The sequence below is a fragment of the Amycolatopsis keratiniphila genome (genome assembly GCF_000400635.2).
In the GTDB taxonomy this organism is placed as follows: domain Bacteria; phylum Actinomycetota; class Actinomycetes; order Mycobacteriales; family Pseudonocardiaceae; genus Amycolatopsis; species Amycolatopsis keratiniphila.
Map to the genome: position 1 here is coordinate 8,189,162 of NC_021252.1, position 19,023 is coordinate 8,208,184.

The 19,023-nt window shown below is 68.7% G+C and carries 16 protein-coding genes; 4 read left to right on the forward strand and 12 right to left on the reverse strand.

Features of this window, described 5'->3' with window-relative positions:
* Window positions 1–62 precede the first annotated feature (62 nt).
* The 3 genes from AORI_RS77935 to AORI_RS77945 form a co-directional block, all read right to left on the reverse strand.
* The gene (locus AORI_RS77935) at window positions 63–3,035 is read right to left on the reverse strand and encodes a patatin-like protein (protein WP_016337648.1); all 2,973 of its coding nucleotides are present in this window, start codon (window positions 3,033–3,035) and stop codon (window positions 63–65) included.
* 334 nt (window positions 3,036–3,369) lie between these two features.
* On the reverse strand, window positions 3,370–4,614 hold the full coding sequence (locus tag AORI_RS77940; protein WP_016337649.1) for a DUF445 domain-containing protein: 1,245 nt from the start codon (window positions 4,612–4,614) through the stop codon (window positions 3,370–3,372).
* Between the two features lie 7 nt (window positions 4,615–4,621).
* Entirely contained in the window at window positions 4,622–5,404 is a 783-nt protein-coding gene (locus tag AORI_RS77945; RefSeq protein WP_016337650.1) for an Abi-alpha family protein, read from the reverse strand.
* Window positions 5,405–5,484: 80 nt separating this feature from the next.
* On the opposite strand from AORI_RS77945, the gene AORI_RS77950 reads away from it, so the two are divergent.
* Entirely contained in the window at window positions 5,485–6,372 is an 888-nt protein-coding gene (locus tag AORI_RS77950) for a maleylpyruvate isomerase family mycothiol-dependent enzyme (RefSeq protein ID WP_016337651.1), read from the forward strand.
* A gap of 116 nt (window positions 6,373–6,488) precedes the next feature.
* Here the strand turns inward: AORI_RS77950 and AORI_RS77955 are convergent, their stop codons facing one another.
* On the reverse strand, window positions 6,489–6,887 hold the full coding sequence (locus tag AORI_RS77955; protein ID WP_016337652.1) for a pyridoxamine 5'-phosphate oxidase family protein: 399 nt from the start codon (window positions 6,885–6,887) through the stop codon (window positions 6,489–6,491).
* Between the two features lie 82 nt (window positions 6,888–6,969).
* Here AORI_RS77955 and AORI_RS77960 point away from each other — a divergent pair, with 82 nt between their 5' ends.
* Window positions 6,970–7,899, forward strand: coding sequence for an AraC family transcriptional regulator (locus AORI_RS77960; protein ID WP_043848425.1), 930 nt, complete (start codon window positions 6,970–6,972; stop codon window positions 7,897–7,899).
* On the opposite strand, the gene AORI_RS77965 is transcribed toward AORI_RS77960, so the two are convergent.
* Genes AORI_RS77965 through AORI_RS77980 form a run of 4 tightly spaced genes read right to left on the reverse strand, consistent with a single transcriptional unit; the run spans window position 7,887 to window position 11,028 of the window.
* A complete protein-coding gene (locus AORI_RS77965) occupies window positions 7,887–8,243 on the reverse strand; it encodes a LapA family protein (protein ID WP_016337654.1) in 357 nt (118 codons plus the stop codon). The genes AORI_RS77960 and AORI_RS77965 overlap by 13 nt on opposite strands.
* A gap of 38 nt (window positions 8,244–8,281) precedes the next feature.
* Window positions 8,282–9,430 carry a dipeptidase gene (locus tag AORI_RS77970; RefSeq protein WP_016337655.1) on the reverse strand — a complete coding sequence of 383 codons (1,149 nt, stop codon included), beginning with the start codon at window positions 9,428–9,430 and terminating at the stop codon, window positions 8,282–8,284.
* Between the two features lie 9 nt (window positions 9,431–9,439).
* Complete coding sequence (locus tag AORI_RS77975; protein WP_016337656.1) at window positions 9,440–10,072, reverse strand: alpha/beta hydrolase; 633 nt, start codon at window positions 10,070–10,072, stop codon at window positions 9,440–9,442.
* Window positions 10,069–11,028: a ring-cleaving dioxygenase gene (locus tag AORI_RS77980; protein ID WP_016337657.1), complete on the reverse strand. Its 960-nt coding sequence runs from the start codon at window positions 11,026–11,028 to the stop codon at window positions 10,069–10,071. The genes AORI_RS77975 and AORI_RS77980 overlap by 4 nt, the downstream gene beginning before the upstream one ends.
* A gap of 97 nt (window positions 11,029–11,125) precedes the next feature.
* On the opposite strand from AORI_RS77980, the gene AORI_RS77985 reads away from it, so the two are divergent.
* Window positions 11,126–11,578 carry a MarR family winged helix-turn-helix transcriptional regulator gene (locus tag AORI_RS77985; protein WP_016337658.1) on the forward strand — a complete coding sequence of 151 codons (453 nt, stop codon included), beginning with the start codon at window positions 11,126–11,128 and terminating at the stop codon, window positions 11,576–11,578.
* Window positions 11,579–11,747: 169 nt separating this feature from the next.
* On the opposite strand, the gene AORI_RS77990 is transcribed toward AORI_RS77985, so the two are convergent.
* From AORI_RS77990 to AORI_RS78005, 4 genes are all read right to left on the reverse strand, one after another.
* On the reverse strand, window positions 11,748–13,355 hold the full coding sequence (locus tag AORI_RS77990) for a benzoate-CoA ligase family protein (protein ID WP_016337659.1): 1,608 nt from the start codon (window positions 13,353–13,355) through the stop codon (window positions 11,748–11,750).
* A 17-nt stretch (window positions 13,356–13,372) separates the two neighbouring features.
* On the reverse strand, window positions 13,373–14,794 hold the full coding sequence (boxB, locus tag AORI_RS77995; RefSeq protein WP_016337660.1) for a benzoyl-CoA 2,3-epoxidase subunit BoxB: 1,422 nt from the start codon (window positions 14,792–14,794) through the stop codon (window positions 13,373–13,375).
* 7 nt (window positions 14,795–14,801) lie between these two features.
* On the reverse strand, window positions 14,802–16,394 hold the full coding sequence (gene boxC / locus AORI_RS78000) for a 2,3-epoxybenzoyl-CoA dihydrolase (RefSeq protein ID WP_016337661.1): 1,593 nt from the start codon (window positions 16,392–16,394) through the stop codon (window positions 14,802–14,804).
* Window positions 16,395–16,487: 93 nt separating this feature from the next.
* Window positions 16,488–16,919: a hypothetical protein gene (locus AORI_RS78005; protein WP_016337662.1), complete on the reverse strand. Its 432-nt coding sequence runs from the start codon at window positions 16,917–16,919 to the stop codon at window positions 16,488–16,490.
* A gap of 214 nt (window positions 16,920–17,133) precedes the next feature.
* On the opposite strand from AORI_RS78005, the gene AORI_RS78010 reads away from it, so the two are divergent.
* A complete protein-coding gene (locus AORI_RS78010) occupies window positions 17,134–19,020 on the forward strand; it encodes an ABC transporter ATP-binding protein (RefSeq protein WP_016337663.1) in 1,887 nt (628 codons plus the stop codon).
* The last annotated feature ends 3 nt before the right edge of the window (window positions 19,021–19,023 follow it).

The window sequence follows — 19,023 nt, forward strand, 5'->3', positions numbered from 1 at the left end:
TGACGATACCAACCGTTACCACTTCGTCGCACGGTCAGGACGCGATTCGGGTCCCGATTCCGCTATTCACGACGTCGCTTGCGACCCACGAGCGAACCGATCGGCGTCCAGATGGCGGGCAGGACGAGCAGCAGGCAGACGACCAGCCACCACACCGGCGCCTCGCCGCGCCGCCAGCCCGCGACGACGCCACCGAGCCAGCCGAAGAGCGGGTCACGCACCGGTGGCAGGAACGCGGCGAACAGCAGGGCCGCCACCACCAGCACGCCGAGCACCGTGAGCACCATCCGCCACGTCTTGCGCAACGTCATCAGGCTGACCACCAGGAACACGACGGCGCCCGCGGCGACCGGCACGCCGACCCACTGCAGGACCGGACCGCCCTGTCCACCGAGGACGAAGCCCGCCAGCACGGTGATCAGCGCGGCGAGCACGTTCCACGGCGACGGCAGGGTGGCCGCACCCCGCGTGATCCACCACGCGCTGCGCCCGGCGGCCTTGGCGAAGGTCGCGGCGGGCTGGACCGACTTCGGCACCCGCGTCGCCCCCGCGGCCGCGTTGAGGCCGGCGGCACCCGCCTTGACCAGCGTCTTCGTCAGGAGCATCGTCCCGCGTTCGTGCTCGAACCGTTCGCCGGAGACCTGGCACGCCTGGAACGCGCGCTGGGTCTGCTCGTCGGTTTCCGGCTCGTTCTCGATCATCCGGCGGAACCGTTCCGACGGTTTCCCGTTCCCCTTGGCCGTTTTCGCGTCGTGTCCACAGTGGAGGCCGACACACGGCAGTTCCTCGCGCGCGATCTCCAGCTGCCGAACCCTGGCGAGCACCATCGCCGTCACCGGCATGCTGATCGGCAGGGCGGCTTCCCCTTCGACATCGGCGAGTTCGCCGTCGAGACCGAGGAAAGCCAGCTCCCCGGTCAATTGCGCACGCAGGGCGTCCGCTTCCTCTTGGGACAGACCGTCTTCCGTGCCCGGCTGTCGCCAGCCGATCCCCTTGAAGGTGTCCCGCACCTGTGCCCGGAACGCCTCGCGTCCGACGACGTCCCGCAGCAGCCGCAGGCGTTTCGGGTCGAGCAGGCACTGCACCAGCCAGCCCGCGCCGTCGACGCGGCCCCACATCCAGTCGTTCGCGCGCCAGGACGCCTTGTAGAACGCGCCGAAGTAGTCGGCCTGCATCCCGGTGAGCTTGTCCCAGGAACGACGCCGTTTCATGTCCATCAGCGTCCGCGAATCCGCGCTCACCTGGACGAGATCGACCCGCTGGTCGACCGACGGCGGCTGCGCGAGCAGTCCCCGGGTCGCGATGTGGAGACGTACCAGCCGCGAGGTGACGACAGGATCTCCGGCGCTTTTGTCGTCCGATGTGAGCCCGGTCCAGGCCAGCAATGTGCTGACCGTGTCGGCGGCCTCGGTGTCGGGTTTCGCTTGTGCCAGCGGCAAAAGGATCGGCGTCGCCTGCCGGAGCGCGGCGACGACGAGCGGCCACGCCTCCTTCAGCGTGTCCGACCGGCCGAGCCCCGCCCATTCCTTGGCGAGGCCTTCGATCCACGCGGCGAGCGTGACATCGGGCGACGGCGGACCCTGTTCGGCGACCCAGCCCGAGAGCCGTTTCCCGCGCGCGGCCTTGTGGCGCGCTTCGTGCAGCAGCACCCGGCAACGGTTGAGCTGCACCGCCTGCGCCGGCGACGGATCGAGCCGGAAGCCCGCGTTCACCAGTTGCAGCCCGGTGGCGACCGAATCGTCGAGCGCGGTGGTGCGGAAGGCGACCAGGTCCGCGAGGTCGCAGGTGTCCTTCGGCGGCTCGGTGGGCAGGCCGTCGCGCAGCCCGGCGGCCGCGGCCGCACGCAGCTGCGCCGCCGTGCCCGACGCCCACTGGCGGCCTTGATCCTCCACATCGGACAGTGAAAGCCTGCGGGTCGCCTCGCGGACCAGCGCGGTGGCGTCCTCCTGCACCCGGCGGTCGCGGTAGTCGTTCATCAGCCGCTGGTCGACCAGCGAGTCCGGCCCGCCGCGCACCCCCATCGCGGCCAGGGAGACCCTGGTCCCCCTGGTGCGGACGACGGCGTCGTTGTGCCTGGTCAGGTCTTCCAGTTCGGCGCTGATCGTCTGGCTCAGCACGGTGCCGACGACCTTGCTCATCGCGCTGCCCAGCAGCGGCGGGCACTCGGGATCGACCGCGACCCGCTCGGCCTCGCGTTCGGCCGTCGGCACCACGTACAGCAGCAGCCGCCGGACGTCCGAATGCGACTGCCGTTCGAAGATCTCCCGCAGCGCCGGCCGCAGCGGCTTGTTGAGCAGGACACCGCCGTCGGTGAGCCAATGCGACCGGGTGACGTCGGTGTACTTCGTCATGTCCGGATGCAGCTGGCCGGTCTTCTCGCCGATCGGCATCCTGGAGAGCTCGAACGCACCGGGGAACGACGCGGTGGACCGCGCCGCGAGCGCGAGCGGGCCGACGACGTCATCCGTCCACAAAGGAGCGTCGAAGCGGAACAGCAGGCGGTGTTCGGTGTCCCGCACCAGGTTTCCGAGCGCGTCGTCGAAGCGGGTCGTCTCGCCGTCGATCATCGTGCCGGTGAGCAGCACGGTGATGTCGGGACAGTCCGGTTTCACCGTCGCCTTGTCGGTGATCCGGTGCAACGCGTCCTTGAGATCACCGAGCAGCACCTTGTCGCCGTCGAGCAGCGAACGCGGCTCCTTCTCGCCGGGGTCGCGGATCAGGTTGTCGAGCGATCCGGTGCTGATCCACGTGTCGCGCAGCACCTGCGGGCTCGACCGGAACGCCTCGGCCAGCCCGAGGCACGCCGCGTTGATGCCGCCCGCGCTAGTGCCGGTGAGCACGTCGAGCGAGACGGTGGCGTTGAGCAGGTCGAGCAAGGCCCGGTACGGGCTCTTCGATTCCGGTGTTCTCGACGCCTGCAACAGATGCGAGGTCTCGGTGGCGACCCCGCCCATCCAGACCGCGAGACTCGCCCCGCCCACCATGGTCATCGCCAGCCGGATCTCCTGCGGCCACGGGCTCCCCGCGTCGGCCATGTGCGCCCTCCCCAAGGCTTTGTGCACCGAGCACCTTAGACCGGACGGAGGACCCGGTGTACCGCCATTGAGGCAGCCATCCGCGCATTTCGTCCTCTGAATGCGGGAAGCGCCGAGGGCGAGGCAGCGGTTCACGTGATCAAACGGACGACACGCGTGATCAGGGGGACGACACCCGTGACTGGACGGACGACACGCGACGGAACCCGGGCCTCGCAGGTGTCGGCTCCCCAATCACGCGTGTCGTCCGTCCGATCACGCGTGTCGTCCACACAATCACGCGAAACAGCCGGTTCGCCGAGCGCGCATTTCGTCCTCTGAATGCGGGAAGGGGTCAGGCGGCGAAGTGCTCAAGCAGGAGGACCTGGGCCTCACCGACGGCGAAGCCGAGGACCGCGCCGGTCGCGATCAGAATCCATTCGTCCTGCTGGAACGCCGGCCGCAGCAGGCCCTCGAATTCGCGCGGCGACAGCTCCTTCATCTTCGTCACCAGCACGTTCCGGATGTCCATCGCGTCGGTCGCGTAATCCTCGATGTACCGCATGGTCTCGGGAAGCTTGTCCATGATCTTCTCGGCGATGTTCAGCTTCATGTCCTGATACCGCCTGCTGCCGACGGCGAACACCACCAGCGGTTTCCCGACGCCGACGCGGCGCCCCAGCTGTTCGTCGAGCTGACGTTGGATGAGCCCGAGCACCCGGTCCGACAGCGGGCCGCGCAGCACCGCCTCGATCACGTTGTGCGGGGTGATGATCTCCTTCGCGATCAGCGCGCCGTACGCCTCGGCGACCTCGCCGCGCCGCTTCAGGAACAGCCCCTGCCAGCGCACGCCGAAGTACCGGCGTTCCTCGATCGGATAGAAGATCATCCGCAGCGCCAGCCAGTCGGTGAACCAGCCGGTGAAGAGCCCGAACAGCGGCATGATCAGCGGGAACTTGAACAGCACCCACGCGACCATCTGGATGACGCCGATGAGCCCGCCGAAGAAGATGCCGGAGCGGGCGATGAACTTGAACTCCTTGTCGCCCGCCTCCTGGAAGATCCGGTTCAGCAGCCGTTTGTCCTTGACCAGTGCGGTGACCACCATGCCCTTGAGGTCGAACACACTGTCCACATCGGACTTGATGAGTTCCAGCACGGCCGCGACCATCCGCGGCGTCTCGGCCTGGACGCGCTGGATCACCAGCCGCTGCATCCCCACCGGCAGCGATTCCCACAGCCCCGGCTGGTAGTGGGCGGCGACGTCGCGCACGATGTCCTCGACGGCCGCCTGGAGCGGTTTTTCGATCTCCTTGGCGATTCTCTGCGGATCGAGCCGGGCGACGACCTCCGCCGGTTTGATCAGCTGCTCGGTCATCGTGTCGCAGGCGATGCTCGCCATCCGCGCGGCGCGTTTGGGCACGATGCCCTGCCAGCCGAGGAAGGGTTTGATCCCGATGAACTCGACCGGCTGGAACATCATCCGGATCGCGACGAGTTTGGTGGTGTAGCCGATCAGGGCGGCGACGATCGGGATGGAGACGTAGATCGGCCAGTGCTCGCCGAAATCGGCGAGGATCCCGTCGAGGAACGCACCCATGCCGGGGTCAACCGGCACTCGGGTCGCAGGCCTGCCAGAACTGGGCGCCGAGCCGGGAAATATGGACCGTGCGTTTGACGAACTTGGCCCGCTTCACCGATTTCTCCGCCTCACGGACAGTCTCGTCGGTCAGCAGGATCTCGTACTGCGTCTCCAGCGCGGGCACCTCTTCGTCCAGCTCGACCAGGCCGAGCCCGATCAGCCTGGTGAGGTAGCCGGGCACCTGGTCCGGCAGCGACACCCCGGCCGCCTTGCCGACGGTGGAGGCGTTGCGCAGCACGAACCGCCCGGCCGCGCCGAGGCTCGTGCGCTCGGCGACGTCGACGGCGGGGAACGGCGAACCGTCGGAGAGCGCGGAAAGGATGCGGGCCTCGTCCGGCGTGAGCTGCCGCAGGATGATCGCGTAGAGGTATTCGCGCGCCCGCTCGCGGCCGAAGCCGATCGAGTGGTTCAGCAGTTCGGCCATCGCCGCGCGGAGCGGTTCGAGCTGGGCGCGGGTGTGCACGAGGGTGATGGTGGCCTCGACCGGCCGGGAGCCGTTGGTGTCGGGCCGGTTCATCGCGGACGCGGCGGTGAGCGCGGCGTGGTACGGGTCGTCGACCTCGTCGAGACGGCGGCGCAGCTCCGAAAGCAGCTGCCGCTCACCTTGTTTGACGATCTGTTCGGCGATCTCGACGCCGGGGAGCTTGCGGGTGAACTCGAAGCCCGTGCGCGCGGCCCAGCCCGCCAGTTGTCCCGCGCGTTTGGCGAAAGCGGCCAGGTCTTCACCGGCGGGTCGATCGTTGCTCACGGGCACTCCCCTCGCGTTCGCGCTGATGCTACCTGCGAGTAGGCCGAATGGCCGAAAATGTGATGGACCTTGGTGTTTGGATGGTCACCATGAGCTTTACGCGCTGGGGTCCGCCGATCGACGTCCTCCCGCTGTTCGCGCGGGAGGAGCAAGCCCTGCTGGACGTACTGACGGGCCTCGACGCGGACCAGTGGGCCGCGCCGACGGTGTGCACGGGCTGGACGGTGCATGATCTCGCCGCCCACATCCTGGGCGACAAACTCGGCAGGCTGTCCCGCGATCGCGACGATTACCGGACGACGGCGCCCCGGGAGGGCGAGCGGTTCGGGGACTTCATCGACCGGATCAACGACGAATGGGTGGTCGCGTGCCGCCGCCTGTCCCCCGAAGTGCTGTTCGCGATGCTGGTGGACAGCACCTCGCAGATCGCCGAGATGTTCGGCCGCGCCGACCTCGACGCCGTCGGCGACCCGGTGAGCTGGGCCGGGGACGAGCCCGCGCCGGTGTGGCTCGACGTCGCCCGCGAGTACACCGAGTTCTGGGTGCACCAGCAGCAGATCCGGGAGGCCGTCGGCGCGCGGCCGCTGGACGATCCGGACTTCCGCGGGCCGGTGGTCGACACCTTCATGCGGGCGCTGCCGCACACCCTGCGTGACGTCGACGCCCGCGTCGGCAGGCAGGTCGCGTACACCGTCACCGGTCAGGGCGGCGGGAAGTGGACGGCACGGCGGACCGCGGACGGCTGGGAACTCGACCGCGTCGCGCCGACGTCACGGGCGCCGCTGGCCTCGGTGACGACGGACGCGGACACGTTCTGGCGGCTGTGCACCCGCAACCCGGCGGACCGCGCCCGGGTCACCGCCGAGGGCGACGAAAACGTTTGCGCCGCCCTGCTCAGGATGACTTCGATCATCACATCAGCGTCTGTGGGTGAACCCGCGTCCGCGATCGACGTCGGCAGGGCGTGACCTGGTCTTGCAGGTCTCGAAGGTGGTTAAGGCGCCCTGCCACCGCGATAGCGGGGCCTACGGCCGGGGCGGGTTCACACGCTCGGTCATTTTCAGGCCCACCTTCAGCTCCGCCATCACATCAGGTAACGGCTGACCTTCTCCGGCCGGATGACGAGCCGCACGAGATCGAGGGTCTGGATCCCGGCGAGCTCGCCCGCGTGGGCCGGGTCTTCGAGGTCCCAGTAGCGCTCGGCGAGCCGGGCGGCCAGCTCGTGCGCCCCGTCGGGCTCCACCGTGGCGCGGCCGGAGACGGAGACCCAGCGCTCGCGTTCGCCGACCGGCGCGGCCACGATGATCGACGCGCGGGGGTCGTTCTTCAGCCGCCGCACCTTGGGTGACTCGCGGGGCGTGAAGAGCTGGATCGTGCCGTCGTCGGTGGCCTCGAACCACACCGGCCGGACCGGGCCGTCGGCCACGGTCAGGAATCCGTGCAGGGGGCGGCGAAGGAATTCGAGGTCGTCGGGAGTCAGCATGAGCTCGATTCAATACGGTGAGCTCGGACGTGCCCATAGGCGAAAGGCCGGATCACCTGTTTATTCGTCTAACCTCGGCCAGGTGGACGTGTTCAGTGACCTGATCCGCGGCGTGCGGTCCCATGGCTCCTTGTTCGGCAGTACGACGCTGTCCCCGCCGTGGAATCTGCACTTCGTGGACGGCGCGCCACTGACCCTATGCGCCGTGCTCACCGGCGCGGGCTGGATCGTGCCGGAGGACGGTCCGCCCGAGCCGCTTCGCGCGGGCGAGTCGGTCATCGTGCGCGGGCCCGCGACCTTCTCCTTCGTGGACAAGATCGGCACCTCGGCCGCACCGCTCGCGTGCGGCGAACACTGCGCGACGCCCGAGCAGGGCGGGACCCGGCACCGGCTCGGCTGGGTCGACGACCCCGGCGGCGAGACGACCTTGATCGTCGGCGCGTATCCGGTACGCGGCGAGATCGGCCGCCCGCTGCTGGACGCGCTGCCCGCCGTGCTGCGGGTGGACGCCGGCGGCGCGGGCGACCCGGTACTGGAGCACCTCGCCGCCGAAGCCGCCGTCGACGCCCCTGGCCAGCAGGTGGTCCTCGACCGGTTGCTGGACTGGATGCTGGTCTGTTCCCTGCGCGAGTGGTTCGACCGGCCCGGCGGTGAGCCGCCGGCGTGGTGGGCAGCGCAGCGGGATCCGGTGGTCGGCGACGCGCTGCGCCTGTTGCATACGGAACCGGCGGCACCGTGGACGGTCGGTTCGCTGGCCGCACGGGCCGGGGTTTCGCGGTCGACGCTGGCCAAGCGGTTCGCCGACCTGGTCGGCGAACCGCCGCTGACCTACCTCACCCGCTGGCGGATGACGCTCGCGGCGGATCTGCTGACCGGCGAGGAGTCCGCGACCATCTCGGATATCGCCCGCACCGTCGGCTACTCCGACGCGTTCGGGTTCAGCGCGGCGTTCAAACGGGTGCGGGGCGTCAACCCGAGCGAGTTCCGGCGCGGGGCCCTTCAGCGCAGCTGATGCCGGGACTTCTTGGCCTGCTTGCGCAACTGCAGGATCCGGGCGCCGCCGACGAGCGCGACCAGCGCGCCGCCGGCGATCACCGAGAACAGCATCGCGACCGCCAGCGGCATGCTGCCGGACATGCCCAGGAAGTGCACGGTGGCCGTGTCCTGGTTCTGCAGGATGAAGACGAGCAGGAACACCAGCACGATCAACGCCACGATGACGGCGATCCAGGTGCCGCTCACCCGCGTCCGTTTGAGCTTCGGGCCGGCTTCGAATTTACCGCTGTGGCGTGCACCGCCCGCGGTGTCGGACGGCTTGACGGGAACCTGGGCGGCGCCCTCCTCCGGCTGCGTCATGCTGGACAGTGTCCGCCGAAGCGGGCTTGATCGCGCTCTCAAGCGTCCGAACGGGTGACCTCGTCCGCCGCGCGCAGCACGCGCAAGGTGTTCTTCCCGGCCAGTTTCGCGCAGTCCTCTTCGCTCCAGCCGCGTTCCAGCAGCGCGGCGAAGAGCACCGGGTACTTCGAAACGTCTTCGAGGCCTTCGGGCAGCGTCGCGACTCCGTCGTAGTCGCCGCCGAGTCCGATGTGGTCGACTCCGGCCACTTCGCGCGCGTGCTCGATGTGCGCGACGACGTCGTCGATGCCCGCCTTCGGCTTCTCGGGGCCGCCTCGCTCCGCGGTGAACTTCGTGCGCTGGTCGATGTTCCGGTAGTCCTTGCCCGCGGCCTCCATGTCCAGGCGCAACTGGCCGTCCCACTCGGCGACCTTCGGCGAGATGAAGCCCGGCACGAACGTCACCATCGCGACGCCGTCCTTGGCCGCCAGGGTTTCCAGGACGTCGTCGGGGATGTTGCGGGGATGGTCGTTGACCGCGGTGCAGGACGAGTGGCTGAAGATCACCGGCGCGGAGCTGACCTCCAGCGCGGCGCGCATGGTGCTCGGCGCGACGTGCGAGAGGTCGACGAGCATGCCGATCTTGTTCATCTCGCGGACGACGTCGCGGCCGAAATCGGTGAGCCCGCCGTGCTCGGGCTCGTCGGTCCCGGAGTCGGCCCAGGTGGTGTTGTAGTTGTGCGTCAGCGTCATGTAGCGGACGCCGAGACGGCGCAGGATCCTCAGCACGCCAAGGGATTCGGCGATGCTGTGGCCGCCCTCGGCACCCAGCAGCGAAGCGATCTTGCCGTCGCGGAACGCGGCCTCGGCCTGATCGGCGGTGTCCACCAGGGCCAGGCGATCGGGGTAGCGCTCGGCCATCTGGTGCACGATCTCGATCTGCTCGAGCACCGCCGTCACCGCGCTGTGCCCCTCGAACTGACAGGGCACGTAGACGGACCAGAACTGCATCCCGAGCCTGCCCTCGGCGAGCTTCGGGAAGTCGGTGTGGAGATGCGGCTGACGGACCGTGAGATCCGTGCCGGCCACGGCCTCGACCGGATCGGGCCCGGTCGTCACCCGCAGCTCCCATGGCAGATCGTTGTGCCCGTCCGCGAGGAGGACCCTGTCGAGCAGGGCCTGGGCGCGGACGAGGTCCCCGTTGGTCATCGGACGATTTTACGTTCGCGTGCTTTGCTCTCCGCGCTCCCCGTTGAGCCACCCCGCGGCCGCTACCAAACCGTTGCCGGTGACCTGGTGCCCTCCGGGATGCCGGTGGGCGGCGACGTCCGCGCCGCGTTCGCGAAGGTCGCGGACGAGCTTTTCGGCCGAACCCAGCGGAGCCATCGGATCTTGTTCGCCGTTCGACAGGAAGACGCGAGTTCCGGACAGGTCGTTCCGCGGCGGCTCCGGCAGCGGCGACATCGCCGCGAACAGCGCGGACTCCCGGACGGCGTCCGGGCGGAGCAGGGTCACCGCGGCGGCGATGTTGGCGCCGTTGGAGAACCCGATGGCGACGAGCCGCCGGTCGCCGAGGCCGTATTCCTCGCGCGAGGCGAGCACGAAATCGGCCAGCTGGTTCGCGCGGAAGACGACGTCCTCGTGGTCGAAGACGCCCTCGGCCAGCCGTCGGAACCACCGCGCCGCACCGTGTTCCGACACCGGCCCGGCCGGCGCCAGCAGCGCCGAGGCCGGGCTCAGCTGCCGGGCGAGCGGCACGAGGTCGTCCGGCCCGCCGCCGGTGCCGTGCAGGAGCAGCAGCACCGGCTCGTCGGCCGCGCCCTCGACGTACTTGTGCTCCAAGGTGCTCATCGCGGGTTGTTCTCGCTCGGGAGGTCCAGCTTCGGCAACATGGCCTCGATGTCCTCGCGCTTGGGCTCCAGCCACGGCGGGAGCTTGAGCGCGCGGCCGAGTTCGAGCAGCGGCTCGTCGATCGCGAAACCGGGTTCGTCGGTCGCGACCTCGAGCAGGGTGCCGCCCGGCTCGCGGAAGTAGATCGAGCGGAAGTACTGACGGTCCAAAATGGACGTCACGTTCACGCCGTCGTCGATGAGCTCGTCGCGCCAGGCGGCCTGGGTCTGTTCGTCCGGCGCGCGCCAGGCGACGTGGTGCACGGTGCCCGCGGCCACCAGCCCGCGCGGGGCGTCGGGGGTCACGAGGACGTCGACGAGCGCGCCGGGGCCGCCCTCACCGGCGGAGAACCGGAGACGGTTGCTCTCCTGGCGTTCGAAGGACAGGCCGAGGCCGTCGGTCAGCATCCCGGCGGTCGCGTCCTCTTTGGACACCGACAGCGTGACGGAGTGCAGACCGCGGATCGCGTGCTCGGCGGGGACGAGCTTCGTGTCCCACGGGTCGCGCGGGTCGCCCTGCGGATGCGCGACGAGGGCGAGCTTCAGGCCGTCCGGGTCGGCGAAGGTGAGCGTCTCCTCGCCGTCGGAGTTCCGGATCTGGCTCGTCTCGACGCCGCTCGCGGCGAGGTGCTGCTTCCACCAGCCGAGCGAGGCCTCCGGCACGGAGAACGACGTCGTGGTCGCCTGGCCGGTGCCGTGGCGCCCCTTCGGCGCGTCCTTCCACGGGAAGAACGTCATCAGCGAGCCGGGCTTGCCGGACGCGTCGCCGTAGTAGAGGTGATAGGTGCCGGGGTCGTCGAAGTTCACGGTGGTCTTCACCAGCCGCAGGCCGAGGGCCCGGGTGTAGAAGTCCGCGTTGCGCTGGGGGTCGCCACCGATGGCGGTGACGTGGTGCAGGCCCGAAGTCTTGATCGACATGGTGCCCTCCTCTGGAGCCGGTGAAATCAAGCTAACCCGATAACCTCTCGCGCGCAAGATATATTCCTGGAAGAGTTGTTGGTGTACTCTCGCCCGCGTGACAGCCGAGGAACCGCAAGACGACGAAGTGGTCACGTGGTGGGGCCTGGTGATCGAGGGCTACCTGGCCACGCAGAACAAGCTGATGGGCGAGATCGCCGAACGGTTCGGCCTGGCGCCGGCGTCGTTCGACATCCTGCTGCGGCTCGTGCGCTCGCCCGAGCACCGGATGCCGATGACGCGGCTGGCCGTCGAGGCCGCGCTGTCCAGCGGCGGGTTCACCAAGGTCGCCGACCGCCTGGTCGCCGCGGACCTGATCTGCCGCGTGCCCAGCCCGGACGACCGCCGGGTCACCTTCGCCGCGCTCACCGAGCACGGCCTCGACGTCGCGGAAAAGGCCCGGGAGGCGTGCGCGGAGATCCTGCGGCGCATCGTTCTGACCCCGCTGGGCGACGACGCGCACGCGCTCGCCGAAGCCATGCGCACGCTGCGCACCGTCAACGGCTCCTGAGTTCCGCCTTCAATCACGCGAGTTCGCCGCCCAATCACGCGTGTGCGCCGTCTGATCACGCGTGTCGTCCATCCGGTCACATCGGCTCGGCGTGCCGCATCGGCGCACTCGCGTGATCAGAGACGGAACTCGCGTGATTGAAGAGCGAACTCGCGTGATCAGACGGACGTCAGCCGGGGAGGGGTGAAGCGGGATCGGGCTGGTAGGCCCGGACCTCGTACATGTCCCGCACCAGTTCCCGGATGACGTTGCGCCGGATCTTCCCGGTCGCCGTCTTCGGCAGTTCGCCCAGCTCGACGACGCCCCGCGGCCGTTTGAACGACGCCAGGCCCGCCCGGCAGAACTCGATCAGCTCGTCCGGGTCGAGCCGGTGCCCCGGCACGCCGACCACGCACGCGACCGGTTTCTCGATGCCGTCGGCGTCGAAGGTGGCGACCACCGCGACCTCGGCGACCGCCGGATGTTGCCGCAGCCTGTCCTCGACCTCGGTGGGCGAAACCCAGATCCCGCCCGGTTTCAGCATGTCGTTGAAGCGCCCCAGACAGGTGTAGCTGCCATCGGCGTTGCGTACGAAACTGTCGCCCGTCCGCAGCCATTCACCCTGGAAGACCTGCTTCGTCGTCTCGTACCGAGCCCAGTACCCGGTCGCGATCGACGGCCCGGCGACGAACAGCTCACCGGGTTGCCCGTCCGGCACCGGATCGCCGTGCTCGTCGCGCAGCGCGATCTCGTAACCCGGCACGGGCGTCCCGGTACTGCCCGGGCGGACCTGACGCGGCCGGTTGGACAGGAAGATGTGCAACGCCTCGGTCGAGCCGATCCCGTCGAGGATCTCGACACCGAACCGGTCGCGAAACCGTTCGTACAGCACGGCCGGCAGCGGTTCGCCCGCCGAAACTGCTTGGCGCACCGAGGCGAACGTGTCGTCGGGGATGTCGCTGGCGAGCAGCGCGGCGTAGAACGTCGGGACGGCGAAGAACAGCGTCGGCCGCTCCGCGCGGGCCCTGGCGGCGATCAGCCCCGGGGTCGGCCTCGCCGGTTCGAGCAGCGTCGTCCCGCCCGCCGCGAGCGGGAAGAACGCCGAATTCCCCAGGCCGTAGGCGAAGAACAGCTTCGGGACGGAGAGGAACCGATCGTTCGGCCCGATGTCCAGCACGCCGCGCGCGTACGTCTCACAGACCGCGCGGATGCCCGCGTGCCGGTGCATCGCACCCTTCGGCTTGCCCGTCGTCCCCGAGGTGTACAGCCACAGCGCGGGCGAGTCCTCCCAGGTCGGCGCCGGTTCGAAGCCGACGTCGTCCATTGTGGACAGATCACCCCACTGGTGCGTGCGGATCCCGGACGGCAGATCGGCCACCTTCGCCCTGTCCAGCACGACGTCGGTGACCTCCGGCGCCAGCCCGAGCGCGACCGTCGCCTGCGACGCGAACTCGCCGGAGACGCACAGGACCCTGGCCCGCGAATCGGCCAGCATCTTGCCCAGGTCCAGCCCCGTGACCATGGTGGACACCGGCACCGCGACCGCTCCGGCCAGCATCGCGCCGAGGATCCCGGTGAGCAGTTCGACGTCGTCGGCCATGCAGAACAGGACCCGCTCCTCCGGGCGGACGCCGATCGCTTTCAGCCCCGCCGCGACCCGGCGGGTTTCGGCCGCCAGCCCCGCGTACGTGAGCCTTCGCCGCGGGGAAACGACCGCGTCCTTCGCGCCCCGCCCTTCCGCCAGATGCCGGTCGAGCAGGTAGCTCGCCGCGTTGAACCCGGTAGCAGCAGCGGTCACGGGCGCACCTCAATCGCTCAGCTCAGGTAAACGTATTCGTAGTCGAACGGTTTCCCATTGATGCCCTGGCGTGGCGGCGCCACCCAGCTCGCGATCTTTCCTCGCTCGTACACCGGGTGCATCAGCGATCGGACGAAGGTCAGGTCTTCGGGAGTGGGCAGCCACTTGCGTTTGCCGGCCAGCCAGGTCCGCTCGTCGACAACGGTGCCGTCGGGCGTCACATGGTGGCCGGAGTTTATGCCGACTTCGCGATTGAATCCAGGGTGCGGGAGGACGAATCGGAAATCGACGCCCGCCTCGTCCAGGATCTTGTTCCAGCGGTTGACCCCGGTCTGGCAGTCGGCGCGGTACTCCTCCCGCAGGTCGAGGTTCAGCAGCAGGATGGCCGCGTGTTCCTCGGTCTCCCAGGTGCCGTCGGCTTTCGGCCGGGACAGCGATCCGGCGGCGTCGGTGAGCTTGTGGTCGTCCTTGCGGCGAGGCTCCTGCCAGCGGCCTTTCAGCCCGGCGGTGTAGTAGTTCGCCGCGTTGGTCGACGTCTCCCCGCCGAACAGGTCGAGCGAGACGGTGTAGTGGAAGTTGAGGTAACGCTGGATCACGTCCAGCGGGATGCCGCCGTGCCCGCCGATGTCGAAGGTGTCGTGCTCGCGGATCAGCTCGGCGCTGCGGGTGACCACCCGGTCGACCCCCGTGGTGCCGACGAACATGTGGTGCGCCTCTTCCTTGAGCATGAATTCACAAGTGCGGGAAAGCGGGTCGAAGCCGCTTTCCTTGAGGGTGCCGAGCTGATATTTGCCATCGCGATCGGTGAAATAGGTGAACATGTAGAACGCGAGCCAATCCGCGGTCTCCTCATTGAAGGCGCCGAGGATCCGCGGGGCGTCCGGACTTCCGGAATTCCGGAGCAGCAATCCTTCCGCCTCGTCGCGACCCTCACGACCGAAGTAGGCGTGCAGCAGATACACCATCGCCCACAGATGACGGCCTTCTTCGACATTGACCTGGAAGAGGTTCCGTAGGTCGTAGAGGCTCGGCGCGGTGAGGCCCAGCAATTTCTGCTGCTCGACCGACGCGGGCTCGGTGTCGCCCTGGATGACGATGAGCCGCTGCAGGTCGGCGCGGTACTCGCCGGGAACCTGCTGCCAGGCGGGCTCGCCCTTATGCTCGCCGAAACCGATGACGCGGCCGGGGTCGGGCTCCGCGAGGAAGATCCCCCACCGGTAGTCGGGCACGTTGACGTGGCCGAAATGCGCCCAGCCGTCCCGTCCGACACTCACCGCGGTGCGCAGGTAGACGCCCTGCGTCCGCAGGGCGGGGCCCATTTCGCCCCACCAGTCCAGGAACTTCGGCTGCCAGCCCTCCAGCGCCCGCTGAAGGCGGCGATCATCGGAGAGGCCGACGTTGTTGGGAATCTTGGCGTCGTAATCGATCTTGGTGGGCATACGCTGTTCAAACCCGCTTCCTGTCGAAGACGGCCTTCTGACCAGTACCGTAGCGACGCAACGCCCCCTCGGGACCGGATGCGTTCGGACGAGTGAAGATCCAGTTCTGCCAGGCGGCGAGCCTGCCGAAGATCTTGCTTTCCAGTGTCTCGGGACCCACGAACCGGTGATTGGCCTCCATCCCGGTCAACGCGTCGGGGCTGAGCGAGGCCCGTCCTTCCAGCGCGATCCGGATCTCGTCCTCCCAGTCGAGGTCGTCCGGGGCGTCGGTGACCAGGCCGAGCTCGTTCACCTCCGCCGGGGTCAGCGCTTTGCCGCGCACCTCCGCGAGCCTGGTGACGTGGTCCGGATCTCCGAAGAAGCGGGATTCGAGGCGGGTCAAGCCGTTGCCCATCGGGAAGCGGCCGAAGTTGGCTTCGGACAACGTGATCGCCGCACGTTCTTCACTGTCCTCGTCATCGATCGGCGGACCGTCCAAGATGTACTGGCGGTCGGCGGCGAGCGCGAGTTCCAGCAGCAGCCCGGCGTAGCAGCTGCCCGGCTCGATGAGGGCGATCAGGCTGCGGCTGGTGACGTCCAGCCGCTTCAGCGTCCGTTTGAAGTAGTGGACGATTTCGTTGCTCAGACAGTCTTTCGCGTCGAACACGGCGCGTTCGTGTTCGAGGACCTTCGCCGGATCGCCTTCCGTGCGGAGCACCCATGTGCCGAGTTCGGATTCGTTGGTGCGGAGCCGGAGGATCGCGTCGTCCAATTCGCGCGTGACGTCGAGCAGCCAGCCGTCGTCGTCTTCGGGCCCCTTGACGGTGATCGTCGCTTCGGTGTCACCGCGGACGATGTCGACATAACGCTGCTTGAGCGGCTTCAGTTCGACACCTTCGCCGTCGAGCCGCTCGCTCGTCCGCGCGAACTCCTTCGCCCTGGCCAGCACGGCTTCGCGGAACCCCTGCCGCGGCACGAGTTCGTCGACGAGCCGCCAGTCGACGGCGGTCCGCCCTTTCACTCCGTCGGGGCGCGTGGCGAAGACGTCGGCGAGGTCGCGCCGGACACCGCGTTTGTCGACCACCCGGGTGAGCCCGCCGGTGCCGGGGAGGACGCCGAGGAGCGGCACCTCCGGCAGCGCGACGGTCGAGGAGTTGTCGTCGACCAGCAGGATCTTTTCGCAGGCGAGCGCGATCTCGTAGCCGCCGCCGGCGCAGGTGCCGTTGACCGCCGCGACGTAGACCTGGCCCGAATGCGCGGCGGCGTCCTCCATGGCGTTGCGCGTCTCATTGGTGAATTTGCAGAAGTTCACCTTCCACTCGTGCGACGACGACGCCAGCATGCGGATGTTCGCGCCGGCGCAGAAGACGTTGTCCTTCGCGCTGGTCACGATGACCACGCGGACCTCGGGGTGCTCGAACCGCAGGCGCTGCGTGGCGTCGTACAACTCGATGTCCACGCCGAGGTCGTACGAGTTGAGCTTGAGCTCGTAACCCGGTACGAGGCCGCCGTCGGGATCGACATCGAGTTCGAGCCACGCGACGTCGCCGTCGGTGGTCAGTTTCCAGTGCCGGTAGCCGCTGGGATGACGTTCGAACGTCACCGATGTGGTCCGCGTCACCCTTCCGATTGTCTACATTGCACTGATCAGCGTCAATGTTATGTAGAAAGTTGGTCACGGAGCAGGTCGAGGAAACGTGACCGTGCCCTCGCGTCACATAGGGGAACCGACCGCCGCGGGAACACGGTTGAGCTTCGTCGCCGCCCAGGTCACGAAGGCCCACAGCAGCAACGCCGCGGCCAGGTCGGTGTAGATCGTGGCGAACCAGAAGGCCGGGATCCGCGGCACGGCGATCAGGAAATGGCCGAGGCTCGCGAGGCCGGACAACGAGTAGACCATCAGGAACGCGAGCGCCCGCCAGTAACGTCCGCGCAGGTAGTCGCGGTAGCCGGCGGCGCCGAACGCGGTGAAGAGGACATAAGCGACGACGACCAAGGTGGCGGCGGCCCCCACCGAAATCCCCTCGACCTGCGGATAGTCGGCCGCCCTGAGCACGTTGTGCGCGTAGTGCAGCGTGGTGGTCAGCAGCGTGAAGGCCAGGATCAGGCGTAGCGCGGTGAGGCCGCGGGCTTGCAGAGCTTCCATGTTCGCCCCCTTGCGATTTGATAGATCGCTCTAGCGAGAGCGTAGCCGAAGGTGGGGTGGGAGGTGAAGGGCGCCGGCATCGAGTGGGCCACCGTGGTCGTGAGTGGCGTTTCGGGTTAGAACCCGAAACGCCACTCACGACCCACCCGGCCCATGCCACACCGCACCGCTTCGGCTCTCGGAAATGTCGGTGGGTGCGCGTAGAGAAGGAGGAGTGCCCGAACCGACCGTGCCCCTGATCGGGGTCGAGAACCTCAAGATGCCCGAGTGGGCCGCGGTCGACGAGACCGTGGCCGAAGCGGGGATGGTCAAGGCCATCCGCACGCTCCCATCCGCCGTGGCCATCGTGCTGCGGCTGGCGTGGCGGACATCGCCGCGGCTGACCCTGCTCGCCGGCGTCGTCCACCTGCTTTCCGGTTGTGTCACGGCGTTCGGCCTGCTGGCCACGGCGAACGTGTTCATCGCGCTGCTGGAGAGCGGGCCGACGCCGGAAAGGGTGCTGCAATCGCTGCCCGCGCTGGTGGTCGTCGTCGGCACGTATGCCTTGCGCGCGCTGCTCGACACGGCGGTGGCCGCGGTCGAGGGCGCGCTCCGGCCGCGGGTCGTGACTTCGGCGGGAGACGAGGTCACCGCCGCGATGGTCCGGGTGCGGCTGCTGGCCTTCGAGGACGCCGACTTCCGGGAGCTGGCCAGGCAGGGCGCGCGGTACGGGGTCCGGTCGATCGAGATGAGCCTGCGCTGGCTCGCGGATCTGACGTCGGCGCTGATCTCGCTGGTCGCCGCGCTGGTGGCGGCGGGCCTGCTCAACCCGTGGCTCGCGCCGGTGCTGCTGCTCGCCGCGGTGGCCGACGGCTGGGCGGCGGCGAAGGTCGCGCGCCTGAACTACCGGCATTATCTCGACACCGTCGGCCGCAACATCCGGAAAGGGATCGTCGAAGAGGTCGCCACCTGGCGCCAGTTCGCCCTCGAACGGCATGCCCTCACCCTCCAGGAGCCCTTGCTCCGGGAGTACCGGCGGATCACCGAAAGCCTGATGCGCGAAGAGGTCCGGCTCGCGCATCGCAGCAACATGGTCCGCCTGGCCGGGCGCGCGGCGGCCGGGGTGGGCACCGCGATCGCGTATCTGGTGCTCGGTCTCCTGCTCTACGGCGGGCAGATGGAGCTCGCCCTCGCCGGGACGGCCGCGCTCGCCATGCGGACGGCGTCGAATTCGCTGTCCATCACGATGCACGCGGTGAACTCGCTGTACGAGGAGTCCTTCTACATCGCCTTCTTCCAGCGCCTGCTCGTGGAATCCGGGAAACGCGGCCCGGTGAAGGACGGGGTCGCCGCTCCTGAAGACCCCGCGGAGATCCGGCTGGAGAACGTCGGGTTCACCTATCCCGGCCAGGAAACCCCGGCGCTGCGCGAGGTTTCGCTGACCATCCGGCGCGGCGAGGTGATCGCCCTCGTCGGCGAGAACGGTTCGGGCAAGACCACGCTCGGCAAGCTGCTCACCGGGCTCTATCCGCCCTCGGAAGGAAAGGTGTACTGGGACGACGTCGATCTCGCGGGCGCGGATCACGAGTCCGTGCACGCGAACATCGCGGTGATCGCCCAGGATCCGGCCGAATGGCCGATGACCGCGGAGCACAACGTGACCGTCGGCAGGCTCGGCCGGGAAGACCCGGAGCGCGTCGCCTGGCAGGACGCGATCACCTCCTCCGGTGCCGACGAGGTGATCGAATCCTTGCCCGCCAAGGAGAAGACGGTGCTGTCGAAGAAGTTCGACGACGGGCAGGACCTTTCGGGCGGGCAATGGCAGCGGATGGGGATCGCCCGCGGGATCTATCGTGACGCGGCCGTCCTGGTCGCCGACGAGCCGACGGCCGCGCTCGACGCGAAGGCCGAAGCCCGGGTCTTCGCCGGTCTGCGGCACGCGAGCAGGCGCACGACGATCCTGGTGACCCACCGGCTGGCCAACATCCGCTCCGCGGACCGGATCCTGGTGCTGGAGAAGGGGCGCCTGATCGAGCAGGGCACGCACGCCGAACTCATCGAGGAAGGAGGGCTCTACCACGAACTTTACGAAATCCAGGCTCGCGCGTATCGCGGCGAGTAGGCA